The 26,264-nt window shown below is 68.6% G+C and carries 22 protein-coding genes; 9 read left to right on the top strand and 13 right to left on the bottom strand.

Features of this window, described 5'->3' with window-relative positions; translation table 11 throughout:
* Positions 1-9 precede the first annotated feature (9 nt).
* Positions 10-1,452 (bottom strand): glutamine synthetase family protein, encoded by a 1,443-nt coding sequence (locus tag K320_RS0115580; RefSeq protein ID WP_024539749.1) that lies wholly within the window; start codon positions 1,450-1,452, stop codon positions 10-12.
* Between the two features lie 12 nt (positions 1,453-1,464).
* Positions 1,465-2,787: an aromatic ring-hydroxylating dioxygenase subunit alpha gene (locus K320_RS0115575; RefSeq protein WP_024539748.1), complete on the bottom strand. Its 1,323-nt coding sequence runs from the start codon at positions 2,785-2,787 to the stop codon at positions 1,465-1,467.
* A gap of 192 nt (positions 2,788-2,979) precedes the next feature.
* Between K320_RS0115575 and K320_RS0115570 the strand changes: the two genes are divergently transcribed.
* Positions 2,980-3,717 (top strand): GntR family transcriptional regulator, encoded by a 738-nt coding sequence (locus tag K320_RS0115570; protein ID WP_024539747.1) that lies wholly within the window; start codon positions 2,980-2,982, stop codon positions 3,715-3,717.
* Between the two features lie 35 nt (positions 3,718-3,752).
* Positions 3,753-4,712, top strand: coding sequence for a PDR/VanB family oxidoreductase (locus K320_RS0115565; protein ID WP_024539746.1), 960 nt, complete (start codon positions 3,753-3,755; stop codon positions 4,710-4,712).
* A gap of 131 nt (positions 4,713-4,843) precedes the next feature.
* On the opposite strand, the gene moaC is transcribed toward K320_RS0115565, so the two are convergent.
* On the bottom strand, positions 4,844-5,329 hold the full coding sequence (moaC, locus tag K320_RS0115560; RefSeq protein ID WP_024539745.1) for a cyclic pyranopterin monophosphate synthase MoaC: 486 nt from the start codon (positions 5,327-5,329) through the stop codon (positions 4,844-4,846).
* A gap of 72 nt (positions 5,330-5,401) precedes the next feature.
* On the opposite strand from moaC, the gene K320_RS0115555 reads away from it, so the two are divergent.
* On the top strand, positions 5,402-6,937 hold the full coding sequence (locus K320_RS0115555) for a M48 family metalloprotease (RefSeq protein ID WP_024539744.1): 1,536 nt from the start codon (positions 5,402-5,404) through the stop codon (positions 6,935-6,937).
* On the opposite strand, the gene K320_RS0115550 is transcribed toward K320_RS0115555, so the two are convergent.
* Both K320_RS0115550 and K320_RS0115545 read right to left on the bottom strand, forming a co-directional pair.
* Entirely contained in the window at positions 6,893-7,249 is a 357-nt protein-coding gene (locus K320_RS0115550; RefSeq protein WP_024539743.1) for a phage holin family protein, read from the bottom strand. The two genes, K320_RS0115555 and K320_RS0115550, sit on opposite strands and share 45 nt — an antisense overlap.
* 112 nt (positions 7,250-7,361) lie before the next feature.
* A complete protein-coding gene (locus tag K320_RS0115545; protein WP_024539742.1) occupies positions 7,362-8,117 on the bottom strand; it encodes a TerC family protein in 756 nt (251 codons plus the stop codon).
* 314 nt (positions 8,118-8,431) lie between these two features.
* Between K320_RS0115545 and K320_RS0115540 the strand changes: the two genes are divergently transcribed.
* Complete coding sequence (locus K320_RS0115540) at positions 8,432-8,737, top strand: hypothetical protein (protein WP_024539741.1); 306 nt, start codon at positions 8,432-8,434, stop codon at positions 8,735-8,737.
* A gap of 6 nt (positions 8,738-8,743) precedes the next feature.
* Here K320_RS0115540 and K320_RS0115535 read toward each other — a convergent pair whose 3' ends face one another.
* Both K320_RS0115535 and purB read right to left on the bottom strand, forming a co-directional pair.
* Positions 8,744-9,304: a YaeQ family protein gene (locus K320_RS0115535; RefSeq protein ID WP_024539740.1), complete on the bottom strand. Its 561-nt coding sequence runs from the start codon at positions 9,302-9,304 to the stop codon at positions 8,744-8,746.
* Positions 9,305-9,361: 57 nt separating this feature from the next.
* Positions 9,362-10,741, bottom strand: a complete 1,380-nt coding sequence (purB, locus tag K320_RS0115530) for an adenylosuccinate lyase (protein WP_024539739.1) — start codon at positions 10,739-10,741, stop codon at positions 9,362-9,364.
* Between the two features lie 73 nt (positions 10,742-10,814).
* On the opposite strand from purB, the gene K320_RS0115525 reads away from it, so the two are divergent.
* Entirely contained in the window at positions 10,815-11,435 is a 621-nt protein-coding gene (locus K320_RS0115525; protein WP_024539738.1) for a glutathione S-transferase family protein, read from the top strand.
* 169 nt (positions 11,436-11,604) lie between these two features.
* Positions 11,605-11,826, top strand: a complete 222-nt coding sequence (locus K320_RS19370; protein WP_156914028.1) for a hypothetical protein — start codon at positions 11,605-11,607, stop codon at positions 11,824-11,826.
* A 66-nt stretch (positions 11,827-11,892) separates the two neighbouring features.
* Here K320_RS19370 and K320_RS0115520 read toward each other — a convergent pair whose 3' ends face one another.
* The 4 genes from K320_RS0115520 to glnE form a co-directional block, all read right to left on the bottom strand.
* On the bottom strand, positions 11,893-14,982 hold the full coding sequence (locus K320_RS0115520; RefSeq protein WP_024539737.1) for an efflux RND transporter permease subunit: 3,090 nt from the start codon (positions 14,980-14,982) through the stop codon (positions 11,893-11,895).
* Positions 14,979-16,115: an efflux RND transporter periplasmic adaptor subunit gene (locus K320_RS0115515; protein ID WP_024539736.1), complete on the bottom strand. Its 1,137-nt coding sequence runs from the start codon at positions 16,113-16,115 to the stop codon at positions 14,979-14,981. The genes K320_RS0115520 and K320_RS0115515 overlap by 4 nt, the downstream gene beginning before the upstream one ends.
* Before the next feature lie 194 nt (positions 16,116-16,309).
* Entirely contained in the window at positions 16,310-16,483 is a 174-nt protein-coding gene (locus K320_RS19365) for a hypothetical protein (RefSeq protein ID WP_211236133.1), read from the bottom strand.
* Between the two features lie 72 nt (positions 16,484-16,555).
* Complete coding sequence (gene glnE, locus K320_RS0115505) at positions 16,556-19,318, bottom strand: bifunctional [glutamate--ammonia ligase]-adenylyl-L-tyrosine phosphorylase/[glutamate--ammonia-ligase] adenylyltransferase (RefSeq protein WP_024539735.1); 2,763 nt, start codon at positions 19,316-19,318, stop codon at positions 16,556-16,558.
* Positions 19,319-19,398: 80 nt separating this feature from the next.
* Between glnE and K320_RS0115500 the strand changes: the two genes are divergently transcribed.
* Positions 19,399-23,412 (top strand): YhdP family protein, encoded by a 4,014-nt coding sequence (locus K320_RS0115500; RefSeq protein ID WP_342667236.1) that lies wholly within the window; start codon positions 19,399-19,401, stop codon positions 23,410-23,412.
* Positions 23,409-24,224, top strand: coding sequence for a carbon-nitrogen hydrolase family protein (locus tag K320_RS0115495; protein ID WP_024539733.1), 816 nt, complete (start codon positions 23,409-23,411; stop codon positions 24,222-24,224). The genes K320_RS0115500 and K320_RS0115495 overlap by 4 nt, the downstream gene beginning before the upstream one ends.
* A 59-nt stretch (positions 24,225-24,283) precedes the next feature.
* On the opposite strand, the gene K320_RS0115490 is transcribed toward K320_RS0115495, so the two are convergent.
* The gene (locus K320_RS0115490) at positions 24,284-24,928 is read right to left on the bottom strand and encodes an OmpA family protein (protein ID WP_024539732.1); all 645 of its coding nucleotides are present in this window, start codon (positions 24,926-24,928) and stop codon (positions 24,284-24,286) included.
* Positions 24,929-24,941: 13 nt separating this feature from the next.
* Positions 24,942-25,094 (bottom strand): hypothetical protein, encoded by a 153-nt coding sequence (locus K320_RS19245; protein ID WP_169730055.1) that lies wholly within the window; start codon positions 25,092-25,094, stop codon positions 24,942-24,944.
* Here K320_RS19245 and mltA point away from each other — a divergent pair.
* Positions 25,027-26,253: a murein transglycosylase A gene (gene mltA, locus K320_RS0115480; RefSeq protein WP_024539731.1), complete on the top strand. Its 1,227-nt coding sequence runs from the start codon at positions 25,027-25,029 to the stop codon at positions 26,251-26,253. The two genes, K320_RS19245 and mltA, sit on opposite strands and share 68 nt — an antisense overlap.
* Positions 26,254-26,264: the final 11 nt, after the last annotated feature.

Below are 26,264 nucleotides of genomic sequence, written 5' to 3'. Positions count from 1 at the left end.
TCCGGGCAATCAAAACATGTCGAAATATTCACGCTGCTCCCACTCCGACACCTCCATGTTGAAGCGCGCGATCTCCGCTTCCTTGATGCGGCAGTAGTAGTCCACAAAACCTTGTCCCAGCTTGTCGCACAGCCAGGCGTCTGCGCGCAGCGCCGCCAGCGCCTGCTCCAGCGTGCGCGGCAGGCGCGGCGCGGGGGTTTCGTAGGGCGCATCGGCGGAGGGGCCGGGATCCATGCGCTCGGCCATGCCGTGCATGCCGGCAAACAACTGGGAAGCCAGGTACAGATAGGGGTTGGCCGTGGGCTCGCCGATGCGGTTTTCGATGCGCGAGGCGCTGTCGCCGGGCGCGCCGAGCACGCGCAGCATGGCGCCGCGGTTGTCCTCGGCCCAGATGGCGCGGTCCGGCGCCAGCGACAGCGGGCGGTAGCGGCGGTAGCCGTTGAGCGTGGGGCTGGCCAGCGCGGCCGATCCGCAGCCATGCACCTGCAGGCCGGCCAAGTACTGCATGCCCAGCGGGCTGAGCGGCGTGGCGGCATCGGCTGAGGGCATGAAGGCATTGGCGCCGCTTTCGCCGTGGCGCAGCGACTGGTGCAGATGCCAGCCGCTGGACATCACGTTCGGGATGCGCGGGCGGCACATGAAGGTGGCGTGGTAGCCGTGGCGGCGGCAGATCTGCTTGATCGCGCTGCGCAGCAGCACCATGGTGTCGGCCGGCGCAAGACCAGCGGTGGGGCCGAAGACCAGCTCGAACTGGCTCGGGCCGAATTCGATTTCCAGCGACTGCAGCGGCAGGCCCAGCGCCAGCAGCTCGCGGCGCAGCAGCTCCATCAGCGCATCGACGCTGTCGTAGCGCAGCTCGGTCAGGTACTGGTGGCCATGCGTCAGCAGCGAGACGTTCGGCGGTGTGCCGGGCTGGCCCGAATCCGCCAGTTGCATCGCTGCTTCGTCGAGCCTGAAGGCGTGAAACTCCACCTCCAGACCGGCGACGAATTCCAGTTGCTGCGCGCCCAGCTCGGCCACGGCGCGGCGCAGGATGCGCCGGGTGTCGAAGGGGCAGGGCTGGCCATCCTTCATGTAGGCGTCGCACTGCAGCCAGGCCGTGCGCGGCGCCCAGGGCAGGGTGCGCAGGGTGCCGGGATCGGCCACGATGATGAAGTCCGCCCCGCCCTGCAGCCCGGGCACCGGGAAACCGCCACCGGTGGCGAAGACCGGGAATACCGAGCGGTGCGAGGTGTCCTTGGCCAGCAGCGTGGTCGTCAGATTCACCCCGCGGCGCAGGGCGGAACGCGCGGCATCCCCCACCAGCGTCTTGCCGCGCAGCACGCCATGCTGGTCGGCCCAGGAAAAGCGCACCACATCCCATTCACCCGCGTCGATTCGGGCAATGACGTCGCGCGCCTGCGCCTCCTGCGTTTCGCTCCACAGCCCGTGGCGCGTGACGAAGTCGCTCATCGCGGCCCCGGGTCAGGAGCCCAGGCGGGCGGCGGCCCAGTCACAGGCCTGGCGGCGCTGCAAGTCGGCGGTTGCGCAAAATTGCATGGCGGCATCCGCCGTCGTGACGCCGTCCACGGCCGGCGGGCCACTCAGAGTGCCGCCCTGCCCCGCCGCCGGGCGCGCCGGCAAAGGCTGGCCCTCCTGCACCGCATCGATCGCATCCACCAGCATGCGGCGGTAGGCGGCGATCGCCTTGTCGGTCGTGCCCAGGTGCTCGCGCGTGCGGTCCTGGATGGTGCCCATGGACTCGCAGGCCCACTGGTCGTGCACGTTGATGTCCATGCCCATGCCGGTATAGGTCTGGCTCTGCTGCTCGGCGATGTCGTAGCCGTAGTGGTTGCGCTTGTTCTTGCGCGAGTTGTACAGCGGCAGCTCGATGGTCTTGAGGCGCTGCTCGCGCATCTGCTGCTTGTCCACCGCACCGGCGAAGCTGGTGAAAATCGCGTACCAGTAGCTGTTGTGGTCGTCCACCGGCACATGCCACTGGGTGATGGTCATCTCCGGCCCCATCGGGATGGCGAAGACGTTGGGGAAGGCGACGTTGGTGATGCGCACATGGGTTTGCCCGGGCGAGAGCTTGCGCAGCGTCGTCAGGCGCAGGCCGTAGCCGGTGGCATCGACGCTGATCTCCGGCCGCTCGTACTCGCGCAGCACCTTGGCGATCGGAAGATCCGTGCCCATCGAGGCGCCGCGAAACTGCTTGCCAAAGCTCTCGGAGACATCCTCATCTTCGAAGAAGCGGTGCAGAAACGAGGCATGCGCCGGGTCCATGCCCACCTCCAGCGCCTGCAGCCAGTTGCATTCCCACAGCCCCTTGAACGCGAAGGTGTGGCTGTCCGGCGCGACGAAGCAGTCGAAATCGGCGAAGGCCGGCGGCTCGCCTCGGCCCAGATAGGCAAAGATGATGCCGCTTTTCTCGACCACCGGGTAGGCGCCCTGGTGGATGCGCGAACACAGCTTGCTGCCCTCGGGTTCGGCCGGGGTCTGCATGCAGCAGCCGTTCACGTCGAACAGCCAGCCGTGCAGCAGACAGCGCAGGCCGCCATCCTCGATGCGGCCATAGGCCAGGTCGGCCCCGCGGTGCGGGCAGTCGCGATCGAGTAGTCCCAAACGCCCCTTTTCGTCGCGGAACAGCACCAGGTGCTGCCCCATGACATCCACCGTTTTCAGCGGCCGCGGTCCGTTCAGCTCCTCGGCCAGCGCCACCGGCTGCCAGTACTGGCGCAGCAGAGTGCCGGCAGGCGTGCCGGGGTTGGTACGGGTCATCCAATCGTTTTGTTCCGCAGTGGCCATGGGTCTCGGTTCCAAAATGAGTTGCATACCATTGCATGCAATTTGGCTTATTCTTCGAGACACCCTTTCTTTTGTCAATCCTTCTGAAATGGGTATTTACCCTAGGAAAATAGGGGCAGGCGCGTGGCAGGATTGTGCAAAAATGGAATACCGCATCGCCTTGAACAGCAGTCGTTGCATGCAATCGAATCCATGACTTCCCAGCAATCCCGCGTCGTCGTGCAATTGCGCGACATGATCCTCAAGGGCGACTTCGCCCCTGGTGAGCGTCTCGCCGAAATTCCCCTGGCGGAGCGCCTGGGCGCATCGCGCACGCCGGTGCGGCTGGCGCTGACGACACTGGAGCACGAAGGCCTGATCGAGCCCTCGCCCGCGGGCGGCTACCAGATGCGGCGCTTCACCTCGCGCGAGATCGACGACGCCATCCGCCTGCGCGGCGTGATCGAAGGCTGCGCCGCGCGCCTGCTGGCGGAGGAAGGCGCGCCGCGCCCGCTGCTGCGCAAGCTGCGCGACTGCCTGGAGGAGGGGGACCAGATCGTCAATCGGCCGGGCATGGGGCTCGATGACTATGCCGCCTATGTCGAGATGAACAACCGCTTTCATGCGCTCATCGTTCAGGGCAGCGGCAACGCCGCGATCCGGCGCACGCTGGACTTTCTCAACAGCCAGCCCTTTGCCTCGCCCAGCGCCATGCTGCCGATGCAGTCCTCGATGCAGGAAGGCCAGCAGTGGATGCAGTTGGCGCAGCGCCAGCACCATGCGACGCTGCAGGCGATCGAGCGCGGCCAGGGCGCGCGCGCGCAGGCGCTGGGCGAGGAACATGTGGAAATCGCCCGCATGAATCTCGAATACGCGATGGACCGGCCGGAGCTGGCGGCCCGGCTGCTGCCCAGCATGCGGCTGGTGACGGCCCCGACCTTGGGTGGCTAGCGTGCAACACTAACGTCCCCAAAGCGATACCCACCATGAGCACTACCCTGCAAGCCTACGTCCACGCCCTGACCTTCGAGGCGCTGGAGACCATCAGCGTCGAGCTGCGCCCGCAGCGCGGCGGCGATTTCCCGGCCTTCACGCCGGGCTCGCACATCGACCTCAACCTGCCCAACGGCCTGGTGCGCAACTACTCGCTGTGCAACAACAGCGAGGAGCGCCAGCGCTACGTCGTCGCCGTATTGCTCGACCGCAACAGCCGCGGCGGCTCGCGCTGCGTGCACGAGAGCCTGAAGGTCGGCATGCCCATCACCATCGCCGCGCCGCGCAACAACTTCGCGCTGCGGGAAGACGCCGCGCACAGCGTGCTCGTGGCCGGCGGCATCGGCATCACGCCGCTCTTGTGCATGGCGCGCCGGCTGAAACAGCTGGGGCGCTCCTTCGAAATGCTGTACTTCGCCCGCGAACGCAGGAGCGCTGCCTTCCTGGCCGAACTGCAGGCCCTGGGCATGCCGCTGCACCTGCACTTCGACAAGGAAGCGGGCGGCCCGCCCGATCTGCGTGCGCTGCTGGCCCGGCGCGCGCCCGACGCGGGCACGCACCACTACGCCTGCGGCCCCGCGCCCATGCTGGACGCGTTCGAGAAAGCCTGTGAAAACCTCGGCCACGCCAACCACCACATCGAGCGCTTCGCGGCGGTGGAGGTGGCGGCATCCGATGAAGCGCTGGTCAGCTTTGCCGTCGAGGCGCGGCGCAGCGGCAAAATTCTGCAGGTCAGCGCCGACAAATCGATCCTGGACACGCTGCTGGACGCTGGCATCGAGGTGGACTACAGCTGCTGCGAGGGCGTGTGCGGGACCTGCGAAACCAAGGTGCTGGAGGGCATTCCGGACCACCGCGACTCGGTGCTGAGCGCCAAGGAGCGCGCGGCCAATCAATCGATGATGGTCTGCGTCGGCGGCAGCAGGAGCAAGACGCTGGTGCTGGATATCTGATCCATTTCCCGATCAAACGATTGCTCTGCCGGCTGTGCTCGCCGTGCTGCGGCACTGTCTGCGCTCCACCTTCGCGTACGCGCTTGATCGAGCAATGGAATGACGCTTCCCCTGCGCGCGGCACGGCGGGATCAGCGCGGCTGCACGAAGCTGCCTGACTTGCCGCCGTGCTTTTCCAGCAGCCGCACGCCCTCGATCACCATGGCGCGATCGACCGCCTTGCACATGTCGTAGAGGGTCAGCAACGCCACCTGCACGGCGGTGAGCGCTTCCATCTCGACGCCCGTCGGGCCGACGGTCTCGGCGGTGGCGGTGCACTGCACGGCATGCGCATCGGCCAGCAGCTCGAATTCCACCGCCACGCGCGTGAGCGCGATCGGGTGGCACAGGGGAATCAGCTCGCTGGTCTTCTTGCTGGCCATGATGCCGGCGATGCGCGCCACGCCCAGCACGTCGCCCTTTTTTGCGCTGCCCGAGGCGATCAGCGCGAACGTGGCGCCCTGCATGCGGATGCGCCCGGTGGCGACGGCGATGCGGTGGGTTGCACTTTTGGCGCCGACGTCAACCATGTGGGCCTGGCCCTGGGCGTCAAAGTGGGTGAGCGGGGAATCGGACATGGCGGGCGGAAACCTTCAGTGGGAGCAGGCATCATACGGCCGTCGCGAGCGACGGGGCCTTGTGTGAAATATATGCAGATAAAAGCGGTGATTGCGCAATACGGACGGGCGCTGACAGCTCTTGTTTTAGTAGTTATGGCAAGCATCATGCCAGCGCTGTCGATGGCCCAGGGGCTGCCGGCGATGGGCGATGGCGACGAGATGTCGCTGGCGAGCGAGCGCCAGCTCGGCGAGCGCATCGTCGCCGAGATCTACCGCGACCCCAGCTACATGCAGGACCCGGCCATTCAGGAATATGCGCAGGACATTCTGGACCGGCTCATCCAGGCGGCGCTGGCGCGCGGCGAAATGACGCCGGAGATGCATGAGCGCTTCGCCTGGAAGATCCTGCTGATCCGCGACCGCACGGTCAATGCCTTTGCGCTGCCGGGCGGCTTCTTCGGCCTGCAGCTCGGGCTGCTGGCGGTGGTCGATACGCCTGATCAGCTGGCGTCCGTGCTGGCGCACGAACTCAGCCACGTCACGCAGCGCCACATCTCGCGCCTGATTGCGCAGGACAAGCGCATGACGCCGCTGATGATGGGCGCGCTGATCCTGGGCGCCATCGTTGCCGGGCACAGCCCCAATGCCGGGCAGGCGCTGATGGTGGGCGGGCAGGCGCTGGCGGTGCAGAACCAGCTCAACTTCTCGCGCGACATGGAGCGCGAGGCCGATCGCGTCGGCTTTTCGCTGATGCAGCCCGCCGGCTTTGCGCCGCAGGGCTTCGTCGCGATGTTCGACAAGCTGCAGGCGGCCAACCGCCTGAACGACAACGGCAGCTGGCCCTGGCTGCGCAGCCACCCGCTGACGACCCAGCGCATCGCCGACATGCACAGCCGCCTGCCCAGGGATGAGCCGCCCGCGCCCGCGGCGCCGCTGGTGCATGCCATGATGGTGGCGCGCGCGCGCGTGCTGGCGCAGCCGGGCATAGACCTCTGGCGCCAATGGATGCAGGACGCCCAGGACGCGCGCACCGCCAGCCGTCCGTTGGCCGAGCGCGTGCGGGTGCGCACCCAGGGCCTGCTGGCCGCGCAGCAGCTCAAGGACCTGAAGCTGGCGCGCGCGCTTTTCGGGCCCCTGCAGGCCGATGTGCGCCACGACGCGGCGGCGGCGCGCCAGGCGCGCCTGATGGATGCCGAGCTGGCGTTGGCCGAAGGCGATGCGGCGGCGGCGCTCGAGGCGCTCGGGCCGGCGGCCGAGAAGGAAGCGCGTCCCGAACTGCTGCTGCGCACGCAGGCGCTGCTGGCCACCGGCACGGCGGCTGCCATCGCCGGGCCCTTGCAGACCCGGGTGACGCTGCATCCGGGGGATGGCGCCGCATGGCAGGCGCTTGCGCAGGTCTGGCACCAGCAGGGGCAGATGCTGCGCTCCATCCGCGCCGAGGCCGAGGTGCAGGTGGCGCACTACGACTACGCCGCCGCGGTGGACCGTTTCCGCGCCGGGCAGGACCTGGCGCGAAAGAGCGGCGGCGCGCAGGATTACATCGAAGCCTCGATCATCGACACCCGGCTGCGCGCCGTGCAGTCACTGCTGAGCGAACAGATGCGCGAGCGCCGACTCGATCAGTAGTCCCAGCGCGGAGTAGATCAGCGAGCCGATCAGCGCCGCGCCGAAGCCCGCCACCTGAAAGCCGTCGCCCAGCAGGCCGGAGGCGGCCCAGAACATCAGCGCGTTGATGACGAACAGGAACAGCCCGATGGTGACGATGGTCACCGGCAGCGTCAGGATCACGAGGATGGGCCGCAGCACGGCGTTGAGCAGCCCGATCACGAAGGCCGCGCCCAGCGCCGCGCCGAAACTGTGCACCTGCACGCCGCTGTAGAGGTAGGCCACGCACAGCAGCGCCACCGCGTGCAGGGCCCATTTCAAGAGGATGCGCATCATGCCAGCATAACAGCGCTATGACGAAATGACGCCGGCTTGCGCCGGGCATGACGAAATGACCCATACCTCCGTCATGCGGCGCAAGCCGCGTCATCGCCGCGCAGCGCGGTCATTTCGTCATCTGAGCATGCCGAGCCGCCAGCCACTTGCCTAGCGTCAGCACCAGCAGCGCACCCACCAGGTGCGCGCCGTAATACAGCGCGCCATGCACCTCGGCCAGGCCATCGGCGTTCAGCGTGCCCAGCTTGGGCGCCCAGAGCCATTGATCGGGATGGGTGAACACCGGGTCGGTGACGAACATGCCGCCGGCGATCCAGCCCAGCAGCATGCCGCCGAGCACGATGATGATGGGGAAGCGCTCCATCAGCTTCATCACCAGCTGCGAGCCGCCGACGATGATGGGCACCGAGATCAGCAAACCCAGGATGACCAGCAGCAGCTCATGCGATTGCCCGGCGTTCTTGGCCGCGGCGGCAATCGCGATCACGTTGTCCAGGCTCATCACCACATCGGCGACGACGATGGTCTTGATGGCCGTCAGCAGCTTGTCGCTGCTCTGGATGGCTTCATGGCCGTCTTCGTGCGGCGCGATCAGCTTCACGCCGATCCAGACCAGCAGCACCGCGCCCACCAGCTTGACGAAGGGCAGCGTGAGCAGCGTCATTGCAAAAATGATGAGCACCACGCGCAGTCCTATGGCCGCTGCCGTGCCCCAGAAGATGCCTTTGGCGCGCTGCGCGGGCGGCAGCTTGTGGCAGGCCAGCGCGATCACCACGGCGTTGTCGCCGCCGAGCAGGATGTCGATGATGATGAGCTGGCCGAGCGCGACCCAGAAGGGCGCGTGCAGAAAGAATTCCAGATCCATGTGTTTGCTGTCCTCAAAACCGCTGAAAAGCGGGTCGGTGGTTGTGGATCTTCCGCACCAGCCCGGGAGCTTGCTGCAAGAATTGCAGAGAGACACCTTGGACCGCGCACGGAAAATCCGGGGTCCAAGGGTCTTGCTCGGCATGGCGTCCGCCACACCCGGCAGGCCGGAAGCGCACCCGCGCTTCGTGATGACGACCCTGCCATCCACCCGCGCGGCAAGGCCGCGCTGGCGGGGAGCTACTCCCCCTTGAATGGGTGAAATTAAACCACAAGCCGCCTATGATGGCCGCTTCAGCCGTCTGTTTTCGCCCCATGCAGCGTCTCACCCAAGCCCCCAACATCGCGATCGCCACCGTCTGGTGCGACCTGCTGTGCGAGGCGGGCATGCCGGCGACGGTGCAGCGCCAATACCTGAGTTCGGCGGCCGGACAGCTGCCGCCCAGCGAATGCCTGCCCGAGATCTGGCTGGACCACGGCGAGCACCTGGTCCGCGCCCGTACGCTGCTCGATGAACTGCGGCGTCTGCCCCAGCGCCGCTGGGCCTGCCCTTCGTGCGGGGAGATCGTGGAAGGCGGGTTTGAACAGTGCTGGAATTGCGGCGCCCTCATGCCGCGCTGAAGGTAATTATTGCCAGCGCAGCGGCTCCAGCACCACGCTGCCCTGCTCGCTGCTGAGCGTGAGCGCACCCTCCTGCACCGTGGCCTGCAACTGCATGCTGCGCTCAGCCAGGGCCGCGAGCTCCTTGGAGGCTTCGGTCGGCAGGCGCCAGACCTGCAGCTTTTGCAGCCGCGCGAGTTTGGCGGCCATGCCGCGCCACCAGACCTCGGCGGCCGGGTGAAAGGCGTAGACCAGCACTGCGTCGGCGCGGCTGCAGGCCTTGGCAAGGGGCTTGTCCTCGGGTTGGCCGACCTCGATCCACAGGCGCTTGCGGCCGGTGAAGTCGGTGAGCGACACGTCCGGGTCGTCGGTGTCGGAAAGGCCCGCGCCGAAGGCGAGCGTGCCGTCGCCCTGGCAGGTGTCCTGCAGCGCGTGGGCGTTGAGCGCGAGTGCCGCCAGGCGCACCATCATGCGCTCGTCGGTTTCGCTCGGGTGGCGTGCCAGCGTCAGCGCGTGGTCGGCGTAGTAGCCGTGGTCGATGTCGGCGATCGCGAGGTTCGCCTTGAAGATGGTGGATTTCAGAGCCACGAGAAAGCTTGGGCGTTCAGGGTTGAGCGTTCAGGGTTGAGCGTTCAGCGTGGCAACTTACGTGCGGCGGGCGAGTTCGGCGGCCTTGCCGATGTAGCTGGCCGGGGTCATCGCCAGCAACCGATCTTTGTCGGCCTCGGGAATCGCCAGGCTCTCTATGAGCGCGTGCAGCGCTTCGGCGCTCACGGTTTTGCCGCGCGTCACTTCCTTGAGTTTTTCGTAGGCACCGGCCACGCCGTGGCGGCGCATCACCGTCTGAATGGGCTCGGCCAGCACTTCCCAGCTGTGGTCGAGGTCCTGCGCCAGGCGCTCGGCGTTGAGTTCGAGCTTGGACAGGCCCGTGGCCAGCGAGGCGTAGGCCAGCACCGCATAGCCCAGCGCCACGCCGATGTTGCGCAGCACGGTGGAATCGGTCAGATCGCGCTGCCAGCGGCTGATCGGCAGCTTCTCGGCCAGGTGGCGCAAGAGCGCGTTGGCCAGGCCCAGGTTGCCCTCGGCGTTCTCGAAGTCGATCGGGTTGACCTTGTGCGGCATGGTGGACGAGCCGATCTCGCCCGCCTTCAGGCGCTGCCTGAAATAGCCCAGGCTCACATAGCCCCAGATGTCGCGTGAAAAATCGATCAATATGGTGTTGGCGCGCGCCACCGCGTCGAACAGCTCGGCCATCCAGTCGTGCGGCTCGATCTGGATGGAATAGGGCTGGAATGTGAGGCCCAGGCCCTGCGGCTGCGGAGCTTCGACCACCTTGCGCGCAAACGCCTCCCAGTCAAACTCGGGCCAGGCCGCGAGGTGCGCGTTGTAGTTGCCCACGGCGCCGTTCATCTTGGCGAGGATTTTGACCTCGGCAATCCGGACGGTGGCGTGTTCCAGGCGCACCAGCACGTTGGCGATTTCCTTGCCCACGGTGGTGGGGCTGGCGGTCTGGCCGTGCGTGCGGCTGAGCATGGGCGCGGCGGCGTACTGGTGCGCCATGGCGCGCAGCGTGGCGGCGATGCCGCGCAGGGCGGGCAGCAGCACCGCGTCGCGCGCGGCCTGGGTCTGCAGCGCGTGGCTGGTGTTGTTGATGTCTTCGCTGGTGCAGGCGAAGTGCACGAACTCCGCCGCCTTTTCCAGCGCCGCATGGCCCTGGATGCGTTCCTTGATCCAGTATTCGACGGCTTTCACGTCGTGGTTGGTGGTCTTCTCGAAGGCTTTGATGGCAGCACAATTTTCTTCATCAAAACCAGTCACAAGGCTTTGTAGATAAGCGCGATCAGCTCTTGATAACGGAGCAAATTCAGCAAAACCGGCATCCGACAGCGCGATGAACCAGGCCACTTCCACCTGCACGCGCCGGTGCATGTAGCCCATCTCGCTCATCAGGGGGCGAAGGGCGGCGAGTTTGGCGGCATAGCGCCCGTCCAGGGGCGAAAGAGCGGTCAGGGGCGAGAGTTCCATGGGGCGCGATTGTAGGAGGCGGGCCTGCATAAAATGCCTTCCTTCCCATTGCCGTGCCCTTGGCCGCCGTCCCATGAAGCTCATCGGAACCCTGACCAGCCCCTATGTGCGCAAGGTACGCGTGGTGCTGGCCGAGAAGAAGCTCGATTACCGCCTGGAACTGGACAACGTCTGGTCTGAGGAGGCGGCGATCGGCCGCTCCAATCCGCTGGGCAAGGTGCCCTGCCTGGTGCTGGACGGGGGTGACGCGATGTTCGATTCGCGCGTGATCGTCGAGTACCTGGATACGCTCTCGCCGGTGCAGCGGCTGATTCCGGCCGGCGGGCGCGAGCGCTCCGAGGTCAAGACCTGGGAGGCACTGGCCGACGGCGTGCTCGATGCCGGCATCCTGGCGTGGCTGGAGCGCAACTGGGCCGGACGCGGCGATGGCGAGCGCAGCCAGGCCTGGATCGATCGCCAGCTGGGCAAGGTGCGCGCGGGTCTGCGCGGGATCGACCAGGGCCTGGGTGACAAGCCTTTTTGCACTGGCGTGTACCTGAGCCTGGCCGATGTTGCCGTGGGCTGCGCGCTGGGCTGGCTGGCATTCCGGCTGCCCGAACTCGACTGGCGCGGGGAGCACCCCAATCTGGGGCGGCTGCACGACAAACTGATGCAGCGCGCGAGCTTCATCGACACCCAGCCGCGGCTGCAATAAGACCGCCACCCCATGACGCGCAAGGCGCGCATTCCCGTTGGGGAATGCGCGCCTTGCGCGTTGTAAAAACAGTCGCGAAGCGCCCTGAAACGAAAGAAGAGAGGGAGGGAGGAGAGGCCGCCTCAGGCTTTCAACCGGAGATCCGGAAGGCTTCGCAACTGGAAATGGTGTGGTCGTCCTGTTCCTGCAAATCAGTGTCAACGCTCTCGCGGACACCGTATGGACTATACGCTTTGCCCAAAAGTTCCGCGGACGATTGTGGCACTTCAACTCGTCAAGGCAATTTGAAAAGTCGCTGAAGCGACACCTGCGGGCGCACCCCGTGCGTGGTCGGGCGCCGGTCCGCGCCGGCGCATGGCCGTCGATCTTCATCGCCGCGATCTGGGCGTGAGGGACAGCGGCTTGCCCAGCGGCAGGAATCGATAGTGGCCGGGATCAGGTTCATTGGCAGCGCCGTTCAGCCTGGATTATCGGCAGCTCCCGCCCGGGCATGAGGCCGCCGATGCGCCAGCCGGCGGATCCAGTGCTCGAAATCGTCCACGTAGGTGAATACGGCGGGCACCACCAGCAGGCTCAGCACGGTGGAGGTCAGCAGCCCGCCGATCACCGCCATCGCCATCGGCGAGCGAAAGCTCATGTCGGCGCTGCCCAGACCCAGCGCCACCGGCATCATGCCCGCGCCCATGGCGAGCGTGGTCATGATGATGGGGCGCGCGCGCTTGTGGCAGGCATCGAGCAGCGCATCGAGCCGGCGCATGCCGAGCTCGCGCCGCGCGGTGATGGCGTATTCCACCAGCAGGATGGAGTTCTTGGTGGCGATGCCCATGAGCATCACCAGGCCGATCAGCGAGGGCATGGAAAAGCTCTGGTGCGCCAGCATCAGCGCGACGAAGGCGCCGCCGAGCGACAGCGGCAGCGCCACCAGGATGGTGAAGGGCTGCAGCAAATCCTTGAACAGCATCACCAGCACGATGTAGATGCAGACCACGCCGGTGAGCATGGCGATGCCGAAGCTGGAGAACAGCTCGGACATCATCTCCGCGTCGCCCACGTTGACCAGGCGCACGCCGGCGCCCATGTGCTGCACGGCGGGCAGATCGCGCACCGCCTGCTGCACCTCGCCCAGGCCGCGGCTGCCCAGTTCGATCTCGAAGCGCACGTTGCGCGCGCGGTCGTAGCGGCGGATCACGGCCGGTCCGCCCGCGAGCGTGAGCGTGGCGACCTCGCCCAGGCGCACCGGGCCCTTCTGCCCCGGCACCGCCAGGCGTTCGAGCACGCTCAGGTCGGCGCGCGCCGCATCGTCGAGCCGCACCAGGATGGGTATCTGGCGCTGCGCGACGTTGAGCTTGGCCAGGTTCTGCTCGAAATCGCCCACGGTGGCCACGCGCAGCGTCTCGGCGATGGCGGCACTGGTCACGCCCAGATCGGCGGCGCGGGCGAAATCGGGCTGCACGTAAATCTCGGGCCGCGCCAGGCTGGCCGTCGACGTGACGCCGCCGATGCCGGGAATGGTGCGTATGCCGCGCTCCACCTCGCGCGCGGCCCGCTCCAGCTGCTGCGGGTCGTCGCTGGAGAGCGTCATGATGTATTTGTCGTTGGAGCCGCCCAGCCCGACGCGCACGCGCGCGCCGGGCAGGTCGCGCATGGCCTCGCGCAGGCGCGCCTCGATTTCCTGCTTGGACGGGCGTTCGGCGCGCGGCGCCATGCGCAGCGTGAGCGTGGCCTTGCGCGGATCGGCCGCGCCGCCGCCGGTCACCGGGTCCGCACCCGCGCTGCCGCCGCCGATCGTGCTGTACACGGTCTGCACATGGCCGACGCCGAAGGCGCGCTCCGTGGCTTGCAGCACCAGCGCTTGTGTCTCGGGCAGCAGCGTGCCGGGCGGTAGTTCCAGGCTCACCTGCGTCTGAGCGTTGTTGTCGGGCGGCATGAAGCCCGAGGGCAGCAGCGGAATGAGCGCCAGAGATCCGGCGAAGAACAGCAGCGCCGCCACCAGCGTCGCGAAGCGGTGGTGCAGGCACCAGCCGACGGCGCGCATGTAGACCCTGAGCCAGCCCGGCTCATGATCGGCATGCTTCACCGGCTTGAGCAGATAGGCGCACATCATGGGCGTGAGCAGGCGCGCGACGATGAGCGAGGCGAACACCGCCAGCGCCGCCGTCCAGCCGAACTGCTTGAAGAAGCGCCCGGGAATGCCGCTCATGAAGGCCGTGGGCAGGAACACCGCGATCAGCGTGAAGGTGGTGGCCACCACCGCCAGGCCGATCTCGTCGGCCGCCTCCATCGCTGCCTGGTAGGGGCTCTTGCCCATGCCCTGGTGGCGCACGATGTTTTCCACCTCGACGATGGCGTCGTCCACCAGGATGCCGACGACCAGCGACAGCGCCAGCAGCGTCAGGATGTTGATCGTGAAGCCGAACTGCTGCATGCCGATGAAGGCCGGAATCATCGACAGCGGCAGCGCCACCGCCGAGATCATCGTCGCCCGGAACGAGCGCAGGAACAGCCAGACGACGGCCACGGCGAGCGCGGCGCCTTCGTACAGCAGCCGCATCGAGCTGTCGTACTCCTCCTGCGCGATGTCGACGAAATCCACTGTCTTGGTCAGCTGCAGGTGGGGGTAGTCGGCCTGCAGCCTGGCAAGCACCTTCTGCACGCCCGCGCCCACTTCCACTTCGCTCGCGCCGCGCGAGCGCGAGACCTCGAAGCCGATGACCGGCTGGTCACCCAGCAGCGCGGCGGCGCGCGGTTCGGCAAAGGTGTCGGTGACGCTGGCAAGCTGATCGAGCCGCACCTTGCGCGCGCCCGAGAGCGCGATCTGGATGCGCGCCACCTCCGCGGCCGTCTTCACCGTGGCCAGCGTGCGCAGCGGCTGCTCGCCGCTGCCCAGGTCGGCGCGCCCGCCCGCGCTCTCCAGCTGCACCTGGCGCAGCTGGCGCGAGATTTCGCTCGCCGTGGCGCCCAGCGCCTGCAGCTTCACCGGGTCCAGCAGCACGCGCACTTCGCGCGTCACGCCGCCGACGCGGTTGACCGCGCCCACGCCGGGCACGGCCAGCAGCCGCCGCTGGATGGTGTCGTCGACGAACCATGACAGTGCTTCGTCGTCCCAGCGGCTGGAAGCGACGGCGTAGGCCAGGATGGGCTGCGAGGTGAACTCCAGCTTGTTGACGATGGGGTCGCGCAGGTCGGCCGGCATGTCCGATCGCACGCGCGAGACCGCCGAGCGCACGTCGTCCACCGCCTCCTGGATGGGCTTTTCCAGCACGAACTCGATCGCCAGCGTCGCCACGCCGTCGGTCAGCGTGGTGGTGATGTGCTTGAGCCCCTGCACCGTGGCGATGGTGTTTTCCAGCCGCTGCGCGACATCGCTTTCCAGCTGCCCTGGCGCCGCGCCCGGCAGCGCCGCGGTGACGATGACCACCGGCAGATCCATGTCGGGGAAGTTCTGCACCTTCATGGTGCGAAACGCCATCAGCCCCGCCAGCGTCAGCAGGACGAACAGCATCGCCGCAGGAATGGGGTTGCGGATGCTCCAGGCCGAGACGTTCATGGTGACTCTGTTTTTGTAGCTGCCTGCGCTTTATTGGCGGTTGCTGGAGCCTGTTTTTGTTCTGATTTTTCAACCACCCGCACGAGATCGCCGTCGTTCAGGAAGGTGCCGCCGCGCACGACGATGCGGGCGTCGGGCGCCAGCCCCTCGACGACTTCGATGCGCTCGCCGTTCTTCTGGCCGGTGCGCACGCGGCGCAGCAGCACATGCGCGCCCTCGCCGAGCTCGAACACGCTGGGAAAACCATCGCGCACCACCACGGCCGACAGCGGCACGGTGAGCGCCTGGCGCTGGCCGAGCAGGAACTGGCCACTGGCGTACATGCCCGCGCGCAGCGCGCCGCCGCTGGGCAGATCGACATAGATCAGCGCGTTGCGGCTGGCGAGATCGACGGTGGGCGCCAGCATGCGCACCCGCCCCTCGGCCTGCGCACCGCCGGGTGCCGTCACCACGGCCCGGGTGCCGATGGCCAGGCGTGCAAGGTCGGCCGAATTCACTTCCGCGCGCCACTCCAGCCGGTTCCTGCGCACCAGCCGGAACAGCTCGGCGCCGACGTTGACGACCGCGCCGACGGTGGCGCCGCGGGCGGAAATCACGCCGTCATCCGGTGCGCGCACCTCGGTGTGCTTCAGGCGCAGCCGCTGTGCCGCCAGCTGCGCCTGCGCCGCCGCCAGCGAGGCACCGGCACTCAGCTCGGCGGTGGCGTACTGCTGGATCTGCTGCTGGCTCATGGCGCCGCTGCCGGCCAGCGCCTGGGCGCGCGCGGCGTTGGCCCGTGCCTCGGCGACGGCGGCCTGCGCCTGCTGCAGCGCGGCGCGCGCCTGCGCCACGTCGCTTTGCACCAGATCGGTGGCAAAACGCGCCAGCACCTGGCCCGCGCGCACCTGATCGCCCACGTTGACCAGCACCTGCGCGATGCGCAGGCCGCCGATTTCAGCGCCGACACTCGCTTCCTGCCAGGCGGCGATGTTGCCGTTGGCGTTCAGGTGATCGGTCAGCGGTCCGCGCACCGGGGTGGCGGTGGTGACGGTGAGCGCCGGCTGGGGCTGGGGCTTGGGCTGCTCGGCGGCAAGCTGCCCGGCCAAGCCTGCCGAAAGCGCCAGCGCAGCCGCGCACGAAAGGAATCGCGGCATGGGCATATATGCGCAAAAGGCGCGAGTGTCGCACGCAGCAGCGGTGGCCCGGGTCGCGCGCGGCTCACAATTTGTCGAGGGCGATGGCGCCGGGCCAGTCTCCTCCCGCGGCGTGGGCGAGGCGCTGCAGCAGCGCCTGCACTGCGATCCATTGCGTGGCGTTGGCATGGCTCAGCTGCTGGAAGCTGGGCTCGTCAATCGCCAGGATGGCGATCGGCCGATGGCTTTTGCCCGGTGCCGCCAGCAGACTCCAGAGGTCGAAGGTCTTGAGCTCCAGTGCATGCCAGGGGGTGTGTCAACGTCAAGGCAAAAACCAGCGCCAGCGCAAGCAGGGCGGTGCCAATGGATTTAAAAACGATAGCTTTCATCGTGGGTGACGCGGGCCTCGCGCCGCGATCTTCGCATCCGGCGGGCGCCAGACGTACCCAGAAAAACCCGCATCAATCAGACAGGGGGCGAGGCGGGGGTGCTTGCGGCGCCGCTGGAAAAACCGCCTGCCAGAGCGCCAGCACGGCGCTGCGCTCCTGTGCGACCTGTCCGGGCGCGATGCGCGTGGGTTCCTCGTTCAGGCGCGCCTGGTGTTGCACCTGGCGCAGCTGGCGGTAGGCGGCGGCGGCGGCGCGGCCCGTGCCCGCCGGCAGCAGCCCGGCAGCCTCGGCACGCTCCAGCAGGCCGATGTTGCCCTTGTTCTCGCGCAGCCCGGGATGGGCTGCGGCGTGGGCGAGCACGAGGTATTGCACGGCAAATTCCACATCCACCATGCCGCCCGGGTCGTGCTTGACATCAAACAGCCGCGGGCTGCTGCGGTGGGCGGCGCGCAGGCGTTCGCGCATCGCAAGGATTTCCTGCGCCAGCGCGGCATGCTCGCGCGGGGCGGTGATCACGGCTTCGCGCACGGCGTCAAAGCGCCGCCGCAAGGCATCGGAGCCCAGCACGCAGCGCGCGCGCGTCATGGCCTGGTGCTCCCAGGTCCAGGCGGTATTGCTGCCGCGCTGCTGCTGGTAGGCGGCGTAGGCGTCAAAAGTGGTGACGAGCAGCCCCGAATTGCCGTTGGGGCGCAGCTGCGTGTCGATCTCGAACAGATCGCCCTCGCCCGTCTTCGCCGTGAGCCAGGAGGTGAGCTTGCGCACGAAGGCGGCATAGGCCTCGGGCGCCCGTTCGTCGGTGTCGTCGTAGGCGAAGACGATGTCCAGATCGCTGCCATAGCCCAGCTCTTTCCCGCCGAGCTTGCCGTAGCCGATGATGGCGAGCTGCGGCGCGTCGCGGTGGCGGTCCCTGAGTCGCTCCCAGCACCATTGCACCGTGATGGCGAGCAGGCTGTCGGCCAGCAGCGAGAGATCGTCCGCGACCTGTTCCACCGTGATGCGTCCGTCCACGTCGCGCGCCAGGGTGCGGAACACCTCGGCATGGTGGGCGCGGCGCAGCAGGTTCAGCAGCGCCTCTTCGTCGTCCTCGCCGGTGGAGCGCAGGCTGGCGCGGCGCGCATGCAGCTCGCGCTCGAAGGCCGCGCGGTCAAAGCGCTCGTGGAACAGCGCTTCGCTGGCCAGCTCGTCGATCACGCCCGGGTGCTGCTGCAGGTAGCGCGCGGGCCAGCGCGCCGCGCCCAGCAGGACGACCAGGCGGCGCAGCACCAGCGGACGCTCGACCAGCAGCGCGAGATAGCTTTCGCGGCGCAGCAGCAGTTCCAGCCAATCGAGCAGGCGCAGCGCGCCCTGCTCGGAGACGCTGCCTTCGCGCAGCCATTCGCCCGTCTGCTGCAGGATGCGCAGCAGCCGTGCCGTCGCCTGCTCGCGCAACTGCGCCACGCGCGGCTGCTCGCGCCATTGCTGCATGCGCTTCGCCATGGCGGCGGGCTGGGCGGCGATGACGCTTTCCCAGTCGGAGGCGTCGTCCTGTCCGCGCCCGCAGCCGGGGCCGCTGCATTTCTTCTTTTCCGGGCCGCCCAGCAGCGCGTCGAATTCCTGCGCCACGCGCTCGCGGTGGGCGTCCAGGGTGCGCAGAAATTCGCAGCAGCCCAGGCCCATGGTGCGGGCGATCCAGGCCAGATCGTCATCGCCCGTCGGCAGCACATGCGACTGCTGGTCGTCCAGGTACTGGATGCGGTGTTCCACCTGCCGCAGAAAGACATAGGCCTGCGCGAGTGCGTCCGCCGTCTCGCGCTGCATGAGCTGCGCGCGCGCAAGGCGCTCCAGGGCCTCCAGCGTCGGGCGGCAGCGCAGCTCGGGGAATTGCCCGCCGCGCACCACCTGCACCAGCTGCACGGTGAACTCGATCTCGCGGATGCCGCCGCGCGAGAGCTTGACATCGTTGGCGCGCTCGGGGTGGCCGGCGCAGCGGCGCTGCGCCTCCTGCCGGATCTGGCGGTGCAGCACGCGCAAGGCGTCAAAGACTGCGTAATCAAGATAGCGCCGGAATACAAAGGGTAAAACCACGCCGCGCAGTTGCTGTACGCCGGGGCTGGCAAGCGCTGCCGCCGGCGCGACCACGCGGCTCTTGAGCCAGGCAAAGCGCTCCCATTCGCGCCCCTGCTGGCGCAGGTAATCCTGCAGCGTGGCCAGCGACACCGCCAGCGGTCCCGAGTTGCCATGCGGGCGCAGCGCGAGGTCCACGCGGAAGACAAAGCCGTCTTCGGTCTGCTCGCTGACCAGACTGCCCACGCGGCGCACGGCGCGCACGAAATATTCATGGTTGGTAATCTGCCCGCGCCCGTCGGCCAGGCCGGCGGTGTCGCCATCGGCTTCATAGACGCAGATGAGGTCGATGTCGCTGGAGACATTGAGCTCGCGCGCGCCGAGCTTGCCCATGCCGATGATCCACAGCGGCACCTCTGCGCTCGTCTCCGCGGAAAGCGGCCGGCCATGCAGCGCATCGAGTTCCGCGCAGGCCTGCCGGCAGGCCCGGTCAAGCGCAAATTCGGCCAGCCGCGTCAGCGCGCTGCAGACATCGCCCAGCGCGGCGCCGTGGCCGCAGTCGAGCACCATCAGGCGTTCGATCACCAGCTGGCGCAGGATGCGCAGCGCGGCTGCCAGATCCCTGCCCTGTGCCAGCAGCTGGTCGCAGGCAGTGGCCATGGCGGCGCGGTCCGGCACGCCCGAGGGCAGCAGCGCCCACTCTGCGCCGTAGCGCCGGTGCAGGCGCTGGTACAGGCGCGAATGCGCGGCAGGGTCACCCGCGGCGGTAGGGGGCTCGGGGGCGGGTGGCATGGTGGATGAAGGTTCGCCCCCGGAAGAGCGGGGGTGAAATCCGGCGGGGCCGCGGGTCATAATTCCAGTTGCTGCAATCGATGTTCATGTCCGAGGCGTCCACACATTCCCCCCGCTGGCTGAGATGGCTGGCGGGTGCCGCGCGATGGGCCTTGGGGGCATTGCTGGCGTTCTGGGTGCTCCTGGCGCTGGCCTGGGCAGGATTGCATTGGTGGATTGTGCCGCGTATCGATGACTGGCGCCCGGTGCTGGAGCAGCAAGCCCGACGCGCCCTTGGGGTTGATCTGCGCGTGGCGCGGCTGTCCGCACGCAGGTCGGGCGTGCTGCCGACGCTGGAACTGTCGGGCGTGCAGGTGCTGGACGCATCGGGCCAGGCCGCCCTGCAGCTGCAGCGCGTGGTGCTTGCGCTGTCGCCGCGCTCGCTGCTGCGCCTGGGGTTCAGGCAAATCTACATCGATGCGCCGGTGCTGCAGGTGCGGCGCGACCTGCAGGGGCAATGGTTTGTCGCGGGACTGCCCGTGGCGGGCGCCGGCGGCGATGCCTCGGCCATCGATTGGCTGCTGTCGCAGCGCGAGGTGGTGATCCAGGGCGGAGCGGTGCAATGGGTGGACGCGCTGCGCGGGCTGCCCCCGGTCGGTCTGAGCGCCGTTGACCTGGTGCTGCGCGGTGGCGCCTGGGACCACGCGATCCGGCTGGATGCCACGCCGCCGCCGGAGTGGGGGGCGCGGTTTTCGCTGCGCGCGCGCCTGCACGAGCCCTTGCTCAGCCCCTTCAACAATGCCTGGACGCGCTGGAGCGGCGAGGCCTATGCCGAATGGCCCGAGGTGGACATGGCGCGGCTTGCGCCTTACCTCGATCTGCAGGGCGTGCGCGTGGACAGCGGCCGCGGGGCGCTGCGCAGCTGGCTGGATGTGCAGCAGGGGCAGCTGCGCCGCGCCGTCAGCGATGTCGCGCTGGCGCAGGTGCGCGTGCAATGGCCGCAGGCGCAGCAGCCGCTGGCGCTGGCAGAGGCCGGTGCGCGCCTGGGTTTCGAGCCGCTGGCCGCTGGTTTCGCGGCCAAGGCGGAGCGGCTGCACTTTCGGACCGATGACGGCCTGGTCTGGCGCAGCGATGCGCTGGCGCTGCGGATGCAGGGAGAAGGCAGCGCGCGGCGCAGCCGGCTGCAGGCGGACCAGCTCGATCTGGCACTGCTGGCGCGCATCGCCAGCCGCGTGCCGCTGGCGCCTGCCTTGCGGGACGCATTGGCCACCTATGCGCCCGAGGGCCGGGTGGAGCAGCTGCAGGCCGGCTGGCAGGGGCCGCTGGATGCGATCGCGGCCTACAGCGCCAAAGGCCGGGTGGCGGCCCTTTCGCTGGCCGGTGGCGATGGGAAGACCTGCGCCCCGGCTGCTTTCGGGTTGCGCAATGCGGCCGGTCATTTCGAGTTGACCCAGGCGGGCGGCAGCGCAGCGCTTTCCATCGAGGACGGCGCGCTGCTGTTGCCCGGTGTTTTCGAAGACCCCTGCCTGCCGCTGCAGACGCTGGCCGCCAGCGTGCTCTGGCAGATCGACGGGGATGGCGTCAGCGTCGAGAGCAGCGACCTGCGCTTTGCCAATGCCGATGCGCAGGGCCAGGCGCGGCTGCGCTGGAGCACGGGTGGCACGCCCGCATCCCGCCTGCCCGGGATGCTCGATCTGTCCGGCAGCCTCACGCGCGCCAATGGCACGCGCGTGCACCGCTACCTGCCGCTGGCCGTGGGGACGGAGGCGCGCCATTACGTGCGCGACGCGATCACCGCGGGCGTCAGCGACGAGGTGAAATTCCGCGTCCGCGGCGACCTGCGAAACCTGCCGTTCGAACACGATCCACAGGGGGAATTCCATATCGCCGCGCGCGTGAAAAATACCACCTATGCCTATGCGCCGCGCTCGGTGCTCAAGCCTGGCGACCGGCCCTGGCCGGCGCTCACCGGCTTGTCTGGAGCGCTCGTTTTTGACCGTGCCAGCATGCGGGTGGAAGGCGCCGCCGGGCAGGTGGCGGGCAGTCCGCGCCTGGCGGTCAGCCAGGTCAGCGCCCGCATCCCCGACCTGGCCACGCCGGTGGTGCAGGTCACCGGCGACGTGGCCGGGCCGCTGGCCGACATGCTGGCTTTCGTGCGTGGCTCGCAGGTCTCGCAGCTCACCCAGGGGGCGCTCGATGGCATGCAGGCGCAGGGCGCGGCATCGCTGCGGCTGCAACTGCAGCTGCCCATCGCCGGGCTGGAGCAAAGCCGGGTGCAGGGCAGCGTGCAGCTGGCGGGCAACGAGGTGCGCGTGGCCCCTGCAGCGCCGCTGCTCACGCAGGCGCACGGCCAGGTGCAGTTCAGCGAGCGTGGCTTTGATCTGCAGCAGGTGCGCGCCCAGGCCCTGGGCGGGGAAGTACGGCTCTCCGGCGGGTTGAAGGCGCCGGCGCAGGGGGGCGACGCGGTGCTGGCGGTGCAGGCCAGCGGTGTGGCCAGTGATGAGGGCCTGCGCGCGGCGACGGCCGATTCGCCCGGGCTGCGCCCGCTGGCGGCCCACCTGCACGGCCAGGCGCAGTATGAGCTGGCGCTGGGCGTGCGCCAGGGCGTGCCCGAAATCCTCGTCACCACCGACCTGCAGGGCATGGCGCTCGATCTGCCGGCGCCGCTGGGCAAGCCGCGGGAGCAGGCGCTGCCGGTGCGTTTTCAGAGCCAGCTGGTGGCGGCTGCCCACGGCAGCGATCCGCCGCTGGAGCGCCTGACGCTCAAGGCCGGGGAGCGGCTTGCGTTCAATTACCTGCAATCCCTGGGCCACGGCGGACCGCAGGTGCTCTCGGGTCGCCTGGTTCTGGGTCCGGGCGACGCGGCGGCGCAGGCGGGTGAACGCGGCGGCGTGCAGGCCAGCGTCACCCTCGATGCGCTGGACCTCGATGCCTGGAGTGCCCTGACGCTGGCGCCGGCGCCAGGCCGGACGGCCAGGCGCTCGCCGTGGGAGCCCGATCGCGTGGACCTGCGCGTGGCTTCGCTCACCTACTTGCGGCGCACGCTGCATGACGTGGTGGCCCATGCCTTTGCCGAGGGCGGTGGCTGGCGCGCCAGCGTCGCCGCCAGGGAGATGGAAGGCAGCATCGCCTACCGCCCCGCCGATGCCGACCTGCCTCAGGGGCAGGTGCAGGCCCGCCTGTCGCGGCTGTCGCTGCCCAAGGCGGCGGAGTCGCAGGTCGATAGCTTGCTGGACGACGGCCCGGGCGAGCTGCCCGCGCTGGATGTCCAGGTGCAGGACTTCGAGCTGCGCGGCAAACACCTCGGGCAGCTCACGCTGCAGGCGCACAACCGCACCAGCAGCGACGGCCTGCGCGAATGGCGCCTCACGCATCTTGACCTTGCGATGCCGGAGGCGAACTTCAGCTCCAGCGGCAACTGGGCGCTGCTGGGGCGCGCCGGCCCCGACGCGCAGCGGCGCACCGCGCTCAAGTTCGAGCTCAAGGTGCGCGATTCGGGCGCCTTGCTCGATCGCCTGGGCATGCCTGGCGTGCTGCGCCGGGGCAGCGGCCAGCTGTCCGGGCAGGTCGGCTGGCTGGGCTCGCCGATGTCGCCGGACTACCCCAGCATGACCGGGCAGATGCGGCTGGACATGGCCTCGGGGCAGTTTCTCAAGGCCGACCCGGGGCTGTCCAAATTGCTCGGCGTGCTCAGCCTGCAGGCGTTGCCGCGACGCCTGGCGCTGGATTTCCGCGATGTGTTCAGCGCCGGTTTTTCGTTTGACTTCGTGCGCGGCGACGTGAAGATTGCCAACGGCATCGCCAGCACCAACAATCTGCAGATGAAGGGCGTGAACGCCGCGGTGCTGATGGAAGGCCAGGCCGATATCGCCGGCGAAACCCAGGATCTGCATGTGGTGGTGGTGCCGGAGCTCAACACGCTGACGGCTTCGCTCGTCGCCACGGCGATCAATCCGCTCGTTGGCCTGGGCAGTTTCCTGGCGCAGTTCGTGCTGGGAGACACGTTGGTGAAAGCAGCCACGCGCGAGTTCCGCATCGATGGCACCTGGAGCGATCCGCAGGTGCGGCAGGTGCCTGCGGGCGAGACGGGCGCCAAGGAGGAAAAGAAGCCATGAAAGTTGCGGCCATCCAGATGGTGTCGGGTGTGGATCTGCAGGCCAATCTGGCACAGGCAGCCGCCCTGATCGCGCAGGCGGCGCAAGCCGGTGCCGAGCTTGCCGTGCTGCCCGAGTATTTCTGCCTCATGGGCCAAAGCGACCAGGACAAGCTGGCGCTGGCCGAGCGGCCCGGCGATGGCGCGGTGCAGCGGTTTCTGTCGGAACAGGCGCGCGCGCACGGGCTGTGGCTGGCGGGGGGCACCTTGCCGCTGGCCACCAGCGATGCGGCGCGTGTGCACAACACCTCGCTGGTCTTCGATCCGCAGGGGGCCTGCGTGGCGCGCTACGACAAGATCCATCTGTTTGGTTTTGACACCGGCGCGGAGCACTTTGACGAGGCGCGCACCATCCTGCCCGGCAGCCGGCCGGTGCGCTTTGTGCTCGCGTCACGCGGCGGTGGCTGCTGGCGCGTGGGGCTCTCGGTGTGCTATGACCTGCGCTTTCCCGAGCTCTACCGCGCGCATGCGCGCTCGGGCTGCGATCTGCTGCTCGTGCCCAGCGCCTTCACCGCCACCACGGGCCGCGCGCACTGGGAGGTGCTGCTGCGCGCGCGCGCCATCGAGAACCAGGCCTATGTGCTGGCCGCGGCCCAGGGTGGAACGCACGAGAACGGCCGGCGCACCTGGGGCCAGAGCATGGTGGTCGGCCCCTGGGGCGATGTGCTGGCGCAGCAGGCGCAGGGCAACGCGGTGGTGCTGGCCGATCTGGACCCTGCGCGGCTGCGGGAAGTGCGTGGGCAGCTGCCGGCGCTTAAACACCGGGTTTTGTAGACGTCATGCGGCGCCAGCCGCGTCATCGCCAGCGCACGCTGCGGTCATTGCGTCATTTCTCAGCCCGCCTGGCGCTCACCCACGTAAATCTCCACGCGGCGGTTGTGCGCGCGGCCTTCGGCGGTGTCGTTGCTGGCGATCGGCTCGTGCGAGCCGCGGCCGGACACCTGGACATGCGCCGCGTTCACGCCGCGATCCGCCAGGTAGTTGCGCACGCTGGTGGCGCGTTCGAGCGACAGCGGGTTGTTGATCGCGTCCGAGCCGGTCGAATCGGTATGGCCGATGATGCGCACATCCGCGTTCGGACTGGTGCGCAGGCCGTCGGCGAAACGGTTCAGGATCGCGCGGAAATTGGGCTGGATATCGGCGCGCCCGGTGGCAAACGAGATGTCGCTGGGGATGTCGAGCTTGAGCTGGTTGTCCGCCGTCTGCGTCACCGCCACGCCGGTGCCTTGCGTGGCGGCCTGCATTTCGCGCTTCTGCTTTTCCATGTGCTGCGACCAGATGTAGCCGCCCAGCGCGCCCGCGCCCGCGCCAATCACGGCGCCGGTGCCTGCGCTGCCGCCCACAATGGCGCCCAGCGCCGCGCCGCCCAGCGCGCCCACGCCGGCGCCGGTGGCGGTATGGCGCTGGGTGTCGCTCATGTTGGCGCAGCCGGTGAGCAATGCGGCGGCCGCTACAGTGGAAATGATCAATGTACGCATGGCGTTTTTCCTTTCATGGACGCTTGGAGTCAGGTGATTCGGCATCGTCCGCCGGATTCTGGTCCGCATGCAGTTCGCCCTTTTTGCGACCGGAAAACATGGTCCACCAGATCAGCAGCAGAAAGAGCGCCAGCGCCAGCAGGGCTTCAAGGAAAATCAGCAGCATGTGGCTCAGTCTCTCGCGTCAAATCATCGTCGCCGCCATTGTAGGAGTGCTGGCCGCGTGCGGCACGCGCCCGCCGGCGCCGCCCGTGGCCGCGCCAGGCGGCGAGGCGGGAACGCTGGGCCCGCCGCGCCTGGGCCCGCTGGGCGGACCGCTGGCGGTCCCGGGCACGCTGCCGGGCTACCGCAGCCGCTGGGTGCCCGTGGACTGGAACGAGCTGCCGGGCTGGTCGCAGGATGCGATGCATGAAGCCTGGGAGGCCTGGCTGCGCAACTGCGAGCGCCCGGCGCCCGCGTTCGTCCCCCTGTGCCCCGAGGTGCGGCGGCTGGCGATCGCCGGCGAAGACGAGCAGCGCGCCTGGATGCAGCAGCGCCTGCAGCCCTGGCGCATCGAGGCGCAGGATGGCAATGCCAATGGACTGCTCACCAGCTATTTCGAGCCCGAGCTGGAAGGTGCGCGCGTGCGCGGCAATGGCTTCGAGGTGCCGATCTACGCCCCGCCGCCGGGCCTGCCCGCCAGACAGCCCTGGTACACGCGCCGGCAGATCGAGAGCCAGCCCGAGGCGCAGGCGCAGCTGGCCGGCCGCGTGATCGCCTGGGTGCGCGATCCGGTGCAGGCCCTGGTGCTGCACATCCAGGGCACGGGCCGCCTGCGCCTGCAGGAGGCGGACGGCAGCACCCGCCTGGTGCGCCTCGCCTATGCCGGCACCAACAACCAGCCTTACCAGAGCGTGGGCCGCTGGCTGCTCGATCGCGGGCTGGTGCGTGACGCCACCTGGCCGGGCATCAGCGCCTGGGCGCAGGCCAATCCGGGCCGGGTGCAGGAGATGCTCTGGGCCAATCCGCGCTATGTGTTCTTTCGCGAAGAGCCGCTTGATGCGGTCTCTGCCGAGGAGGGCCCGCGCGGGGCGCAGGGCGTGCCGCTGACGCCCGGTCGCTCGATCGCGGTCGACCGCACCAGCATTCCCTATGGCACGCCGGTGTGGCTGGCAAGCGAAGGCCCGGTCGCGCGGCTTGATCGCCTGGTGATGGCGCAGGATACGGGCAGCGCCATCGTCGGCGCGGTGCGTGCGGACTATTTCGCGGGGTCGGGCGATGCGGCGGGCGAACTGGCCGGGCGCCTCAAGCAGGGCTTGCGCCTGTGGGCTCTGTGGCCACGGTAAGATTTGCGCTT

Origin of the sequence: Comamonas badia DSM 17552, assembly GCF_000484635.1 — a bacterium.
Lineage (GTDB): Bacteria > Pseudomonadota > Gammaproteobacteria > Burkholderiales > Burkholderiaceae_C > Comamonas_C > Comamonas_C badia.
Note: the sequence above shows the minus strand (reverse complement) of the source record. Positions and strands in the feature narration are given on the sequence as shown.

What these genes read in the sequence shown, in the direction of transcription:
- K320_RS0115580 (WP_024539749.1), bottom strand. Translation starts at nt 1,452, where the DNA reads ATGAGCGACTTCGTCACGCGCCACGGGCTGTGGAGCGAAACGCAGGAG.
- K320_RS0115575 (WP_024539748.1), bottom strand. Translation starts at nt 2,787, where the DNA reads ATGGCCACTGCGGAACAAAACGATTGGATGACCCGTACCAACCCCGGC.
- K320_RS0115570 (WP_024539747.1), top strand. Translation starts at nt 2,980, where the DNA reads ATGACTTCCCAGCAATCCCGCGTCGTCGTGCAATTGCGCGACATGATC.
- K320_RS0115565 (WP_024539746.1), top strand. Translation starts at nt 3,753, where the DNA reads ATGAGCACTACCCTGCAAGCCTACGTCCACGCCCTGACCTTCGAGGCG.
- moaC (WP_024539745.1), bottom strand. Translation starts at nt 5,329, where the DNA reads ATGTCCGATTCCCCGCTCACCCACTTTGACGCCCAGGGCCAGGCCCAC.
- K320_RS0115555 (WP_024539744.1), top strand. Translation starts at nt 5,402, where the DNA reads ATGCAGATAAAAGCGGTGATTGCGCAATACGGACGGGCGCTGACAGCT.
- K320_RS0115550 (WP_024539743.1), bottom strand. Translation starts at nt 7,249, where the DNA reads ATGCGCATCCTCTTGAAATGGGCCCTGCACGCGGTGGCGCTGCTGTGC.
- K320_RS0115545 (WP_024539742.1), bottom strand. Translation starts at nt 8,117, where the DNA reads ATGGATCTGGAATTCTTTCTGCACGCGCCCTTCTGGGTCGCGCTCGGC.
- K320_RS0115540 (WP_024539741.1), top strand. Translation starts at nt 8,432, where the DNA reads ATGCAGCGTCTCACCCAAGCCCCCAACATCGCGATCGCCACCGTCTGG.
- purB (WP_024539739.1), bottom strand. Translation starts at nt 10,741, where the DNA reads ATGGAACTCTCGCCCCTGACCGCTCTTTCGCCCCTGGACGGGCGCTAT.
- K320_RS0115525 (WP_024539738.1), top strand. Translation starts at nt 10,815, where the DNA reads ATGAAGCTCATCGGAACCCTGACCAGCCCCTATGTGCGCAAGGTACGC.
- K320_RS0115520 (WP_024539737.1), bottom strand. Translation starts at nt 14,982, where the DNA reads ATGAACGTCTCGGCCTGGAGCATCCGCAACCCCATTCCTGCGGCGATG.
- K320_RS0115515 (WP_024539736.1), bottom strand. Translation starts at nt 16,115, where the DNA reads ATGCCGCGATTCCTTTCGTGCGCGGCTGCGCTGGCGCTTTCGGCAGGC.
- K320_RS19365 (WP_211236133.1), bottom strand. Translation starts at nt 16,483, where the DNA reads ATGAAAGCTATCGTTTTTAAATCCATTGGCACCGCCCTGCTTGCGCTG.
- glnE (WP_024539735.1), bottom strand. Translation starts at nt 19,318, where the DNA reads ATGCCACCCGCCCCCGAGCCCCCTACCGCCGCGGGTGACCCTGCCGCG.
- K320_RS0115500 (WP_342667236.1), top strand. Translation starts at nt 19,399, where the DNA reads ATGTTCATGTCCGAGGCGTCCACACATTCCCCCCGCTGGCTGAGATGG.
- K320_RS0115495 (WP_024539733.1), top strand. Translation starts at nt 23,409, where the DNA reads ATGAAAGTTGCGGCCATCCAGATGGTGTCGGGTGTGGATCTGCAGGCC.
- K320_RS0115490 (WP_024539732.1), bottom strand. Translation starts at nt 24,928, where the DNA reads ATGCGTACATTGATCATTTCCACTGTAGCGGCCGCCGCATTGCTCACC.
- mltA (WP_024539731.1), top strand. Translation starts at nt 25,027, where the DNA reads ATGGTCCACCAGATCAGCAGCAGAAAGAGCGCCAGCGCCAGCAGGGCT.
- K320_RS19245 (WP_169730055.1), bottom strand. Translation starts at nt 25,094, where the DNA reads ATGCTGCTGATTTTCCTTGAAGCCCTGCTGGCGCTGGCGCTCTTTCTG.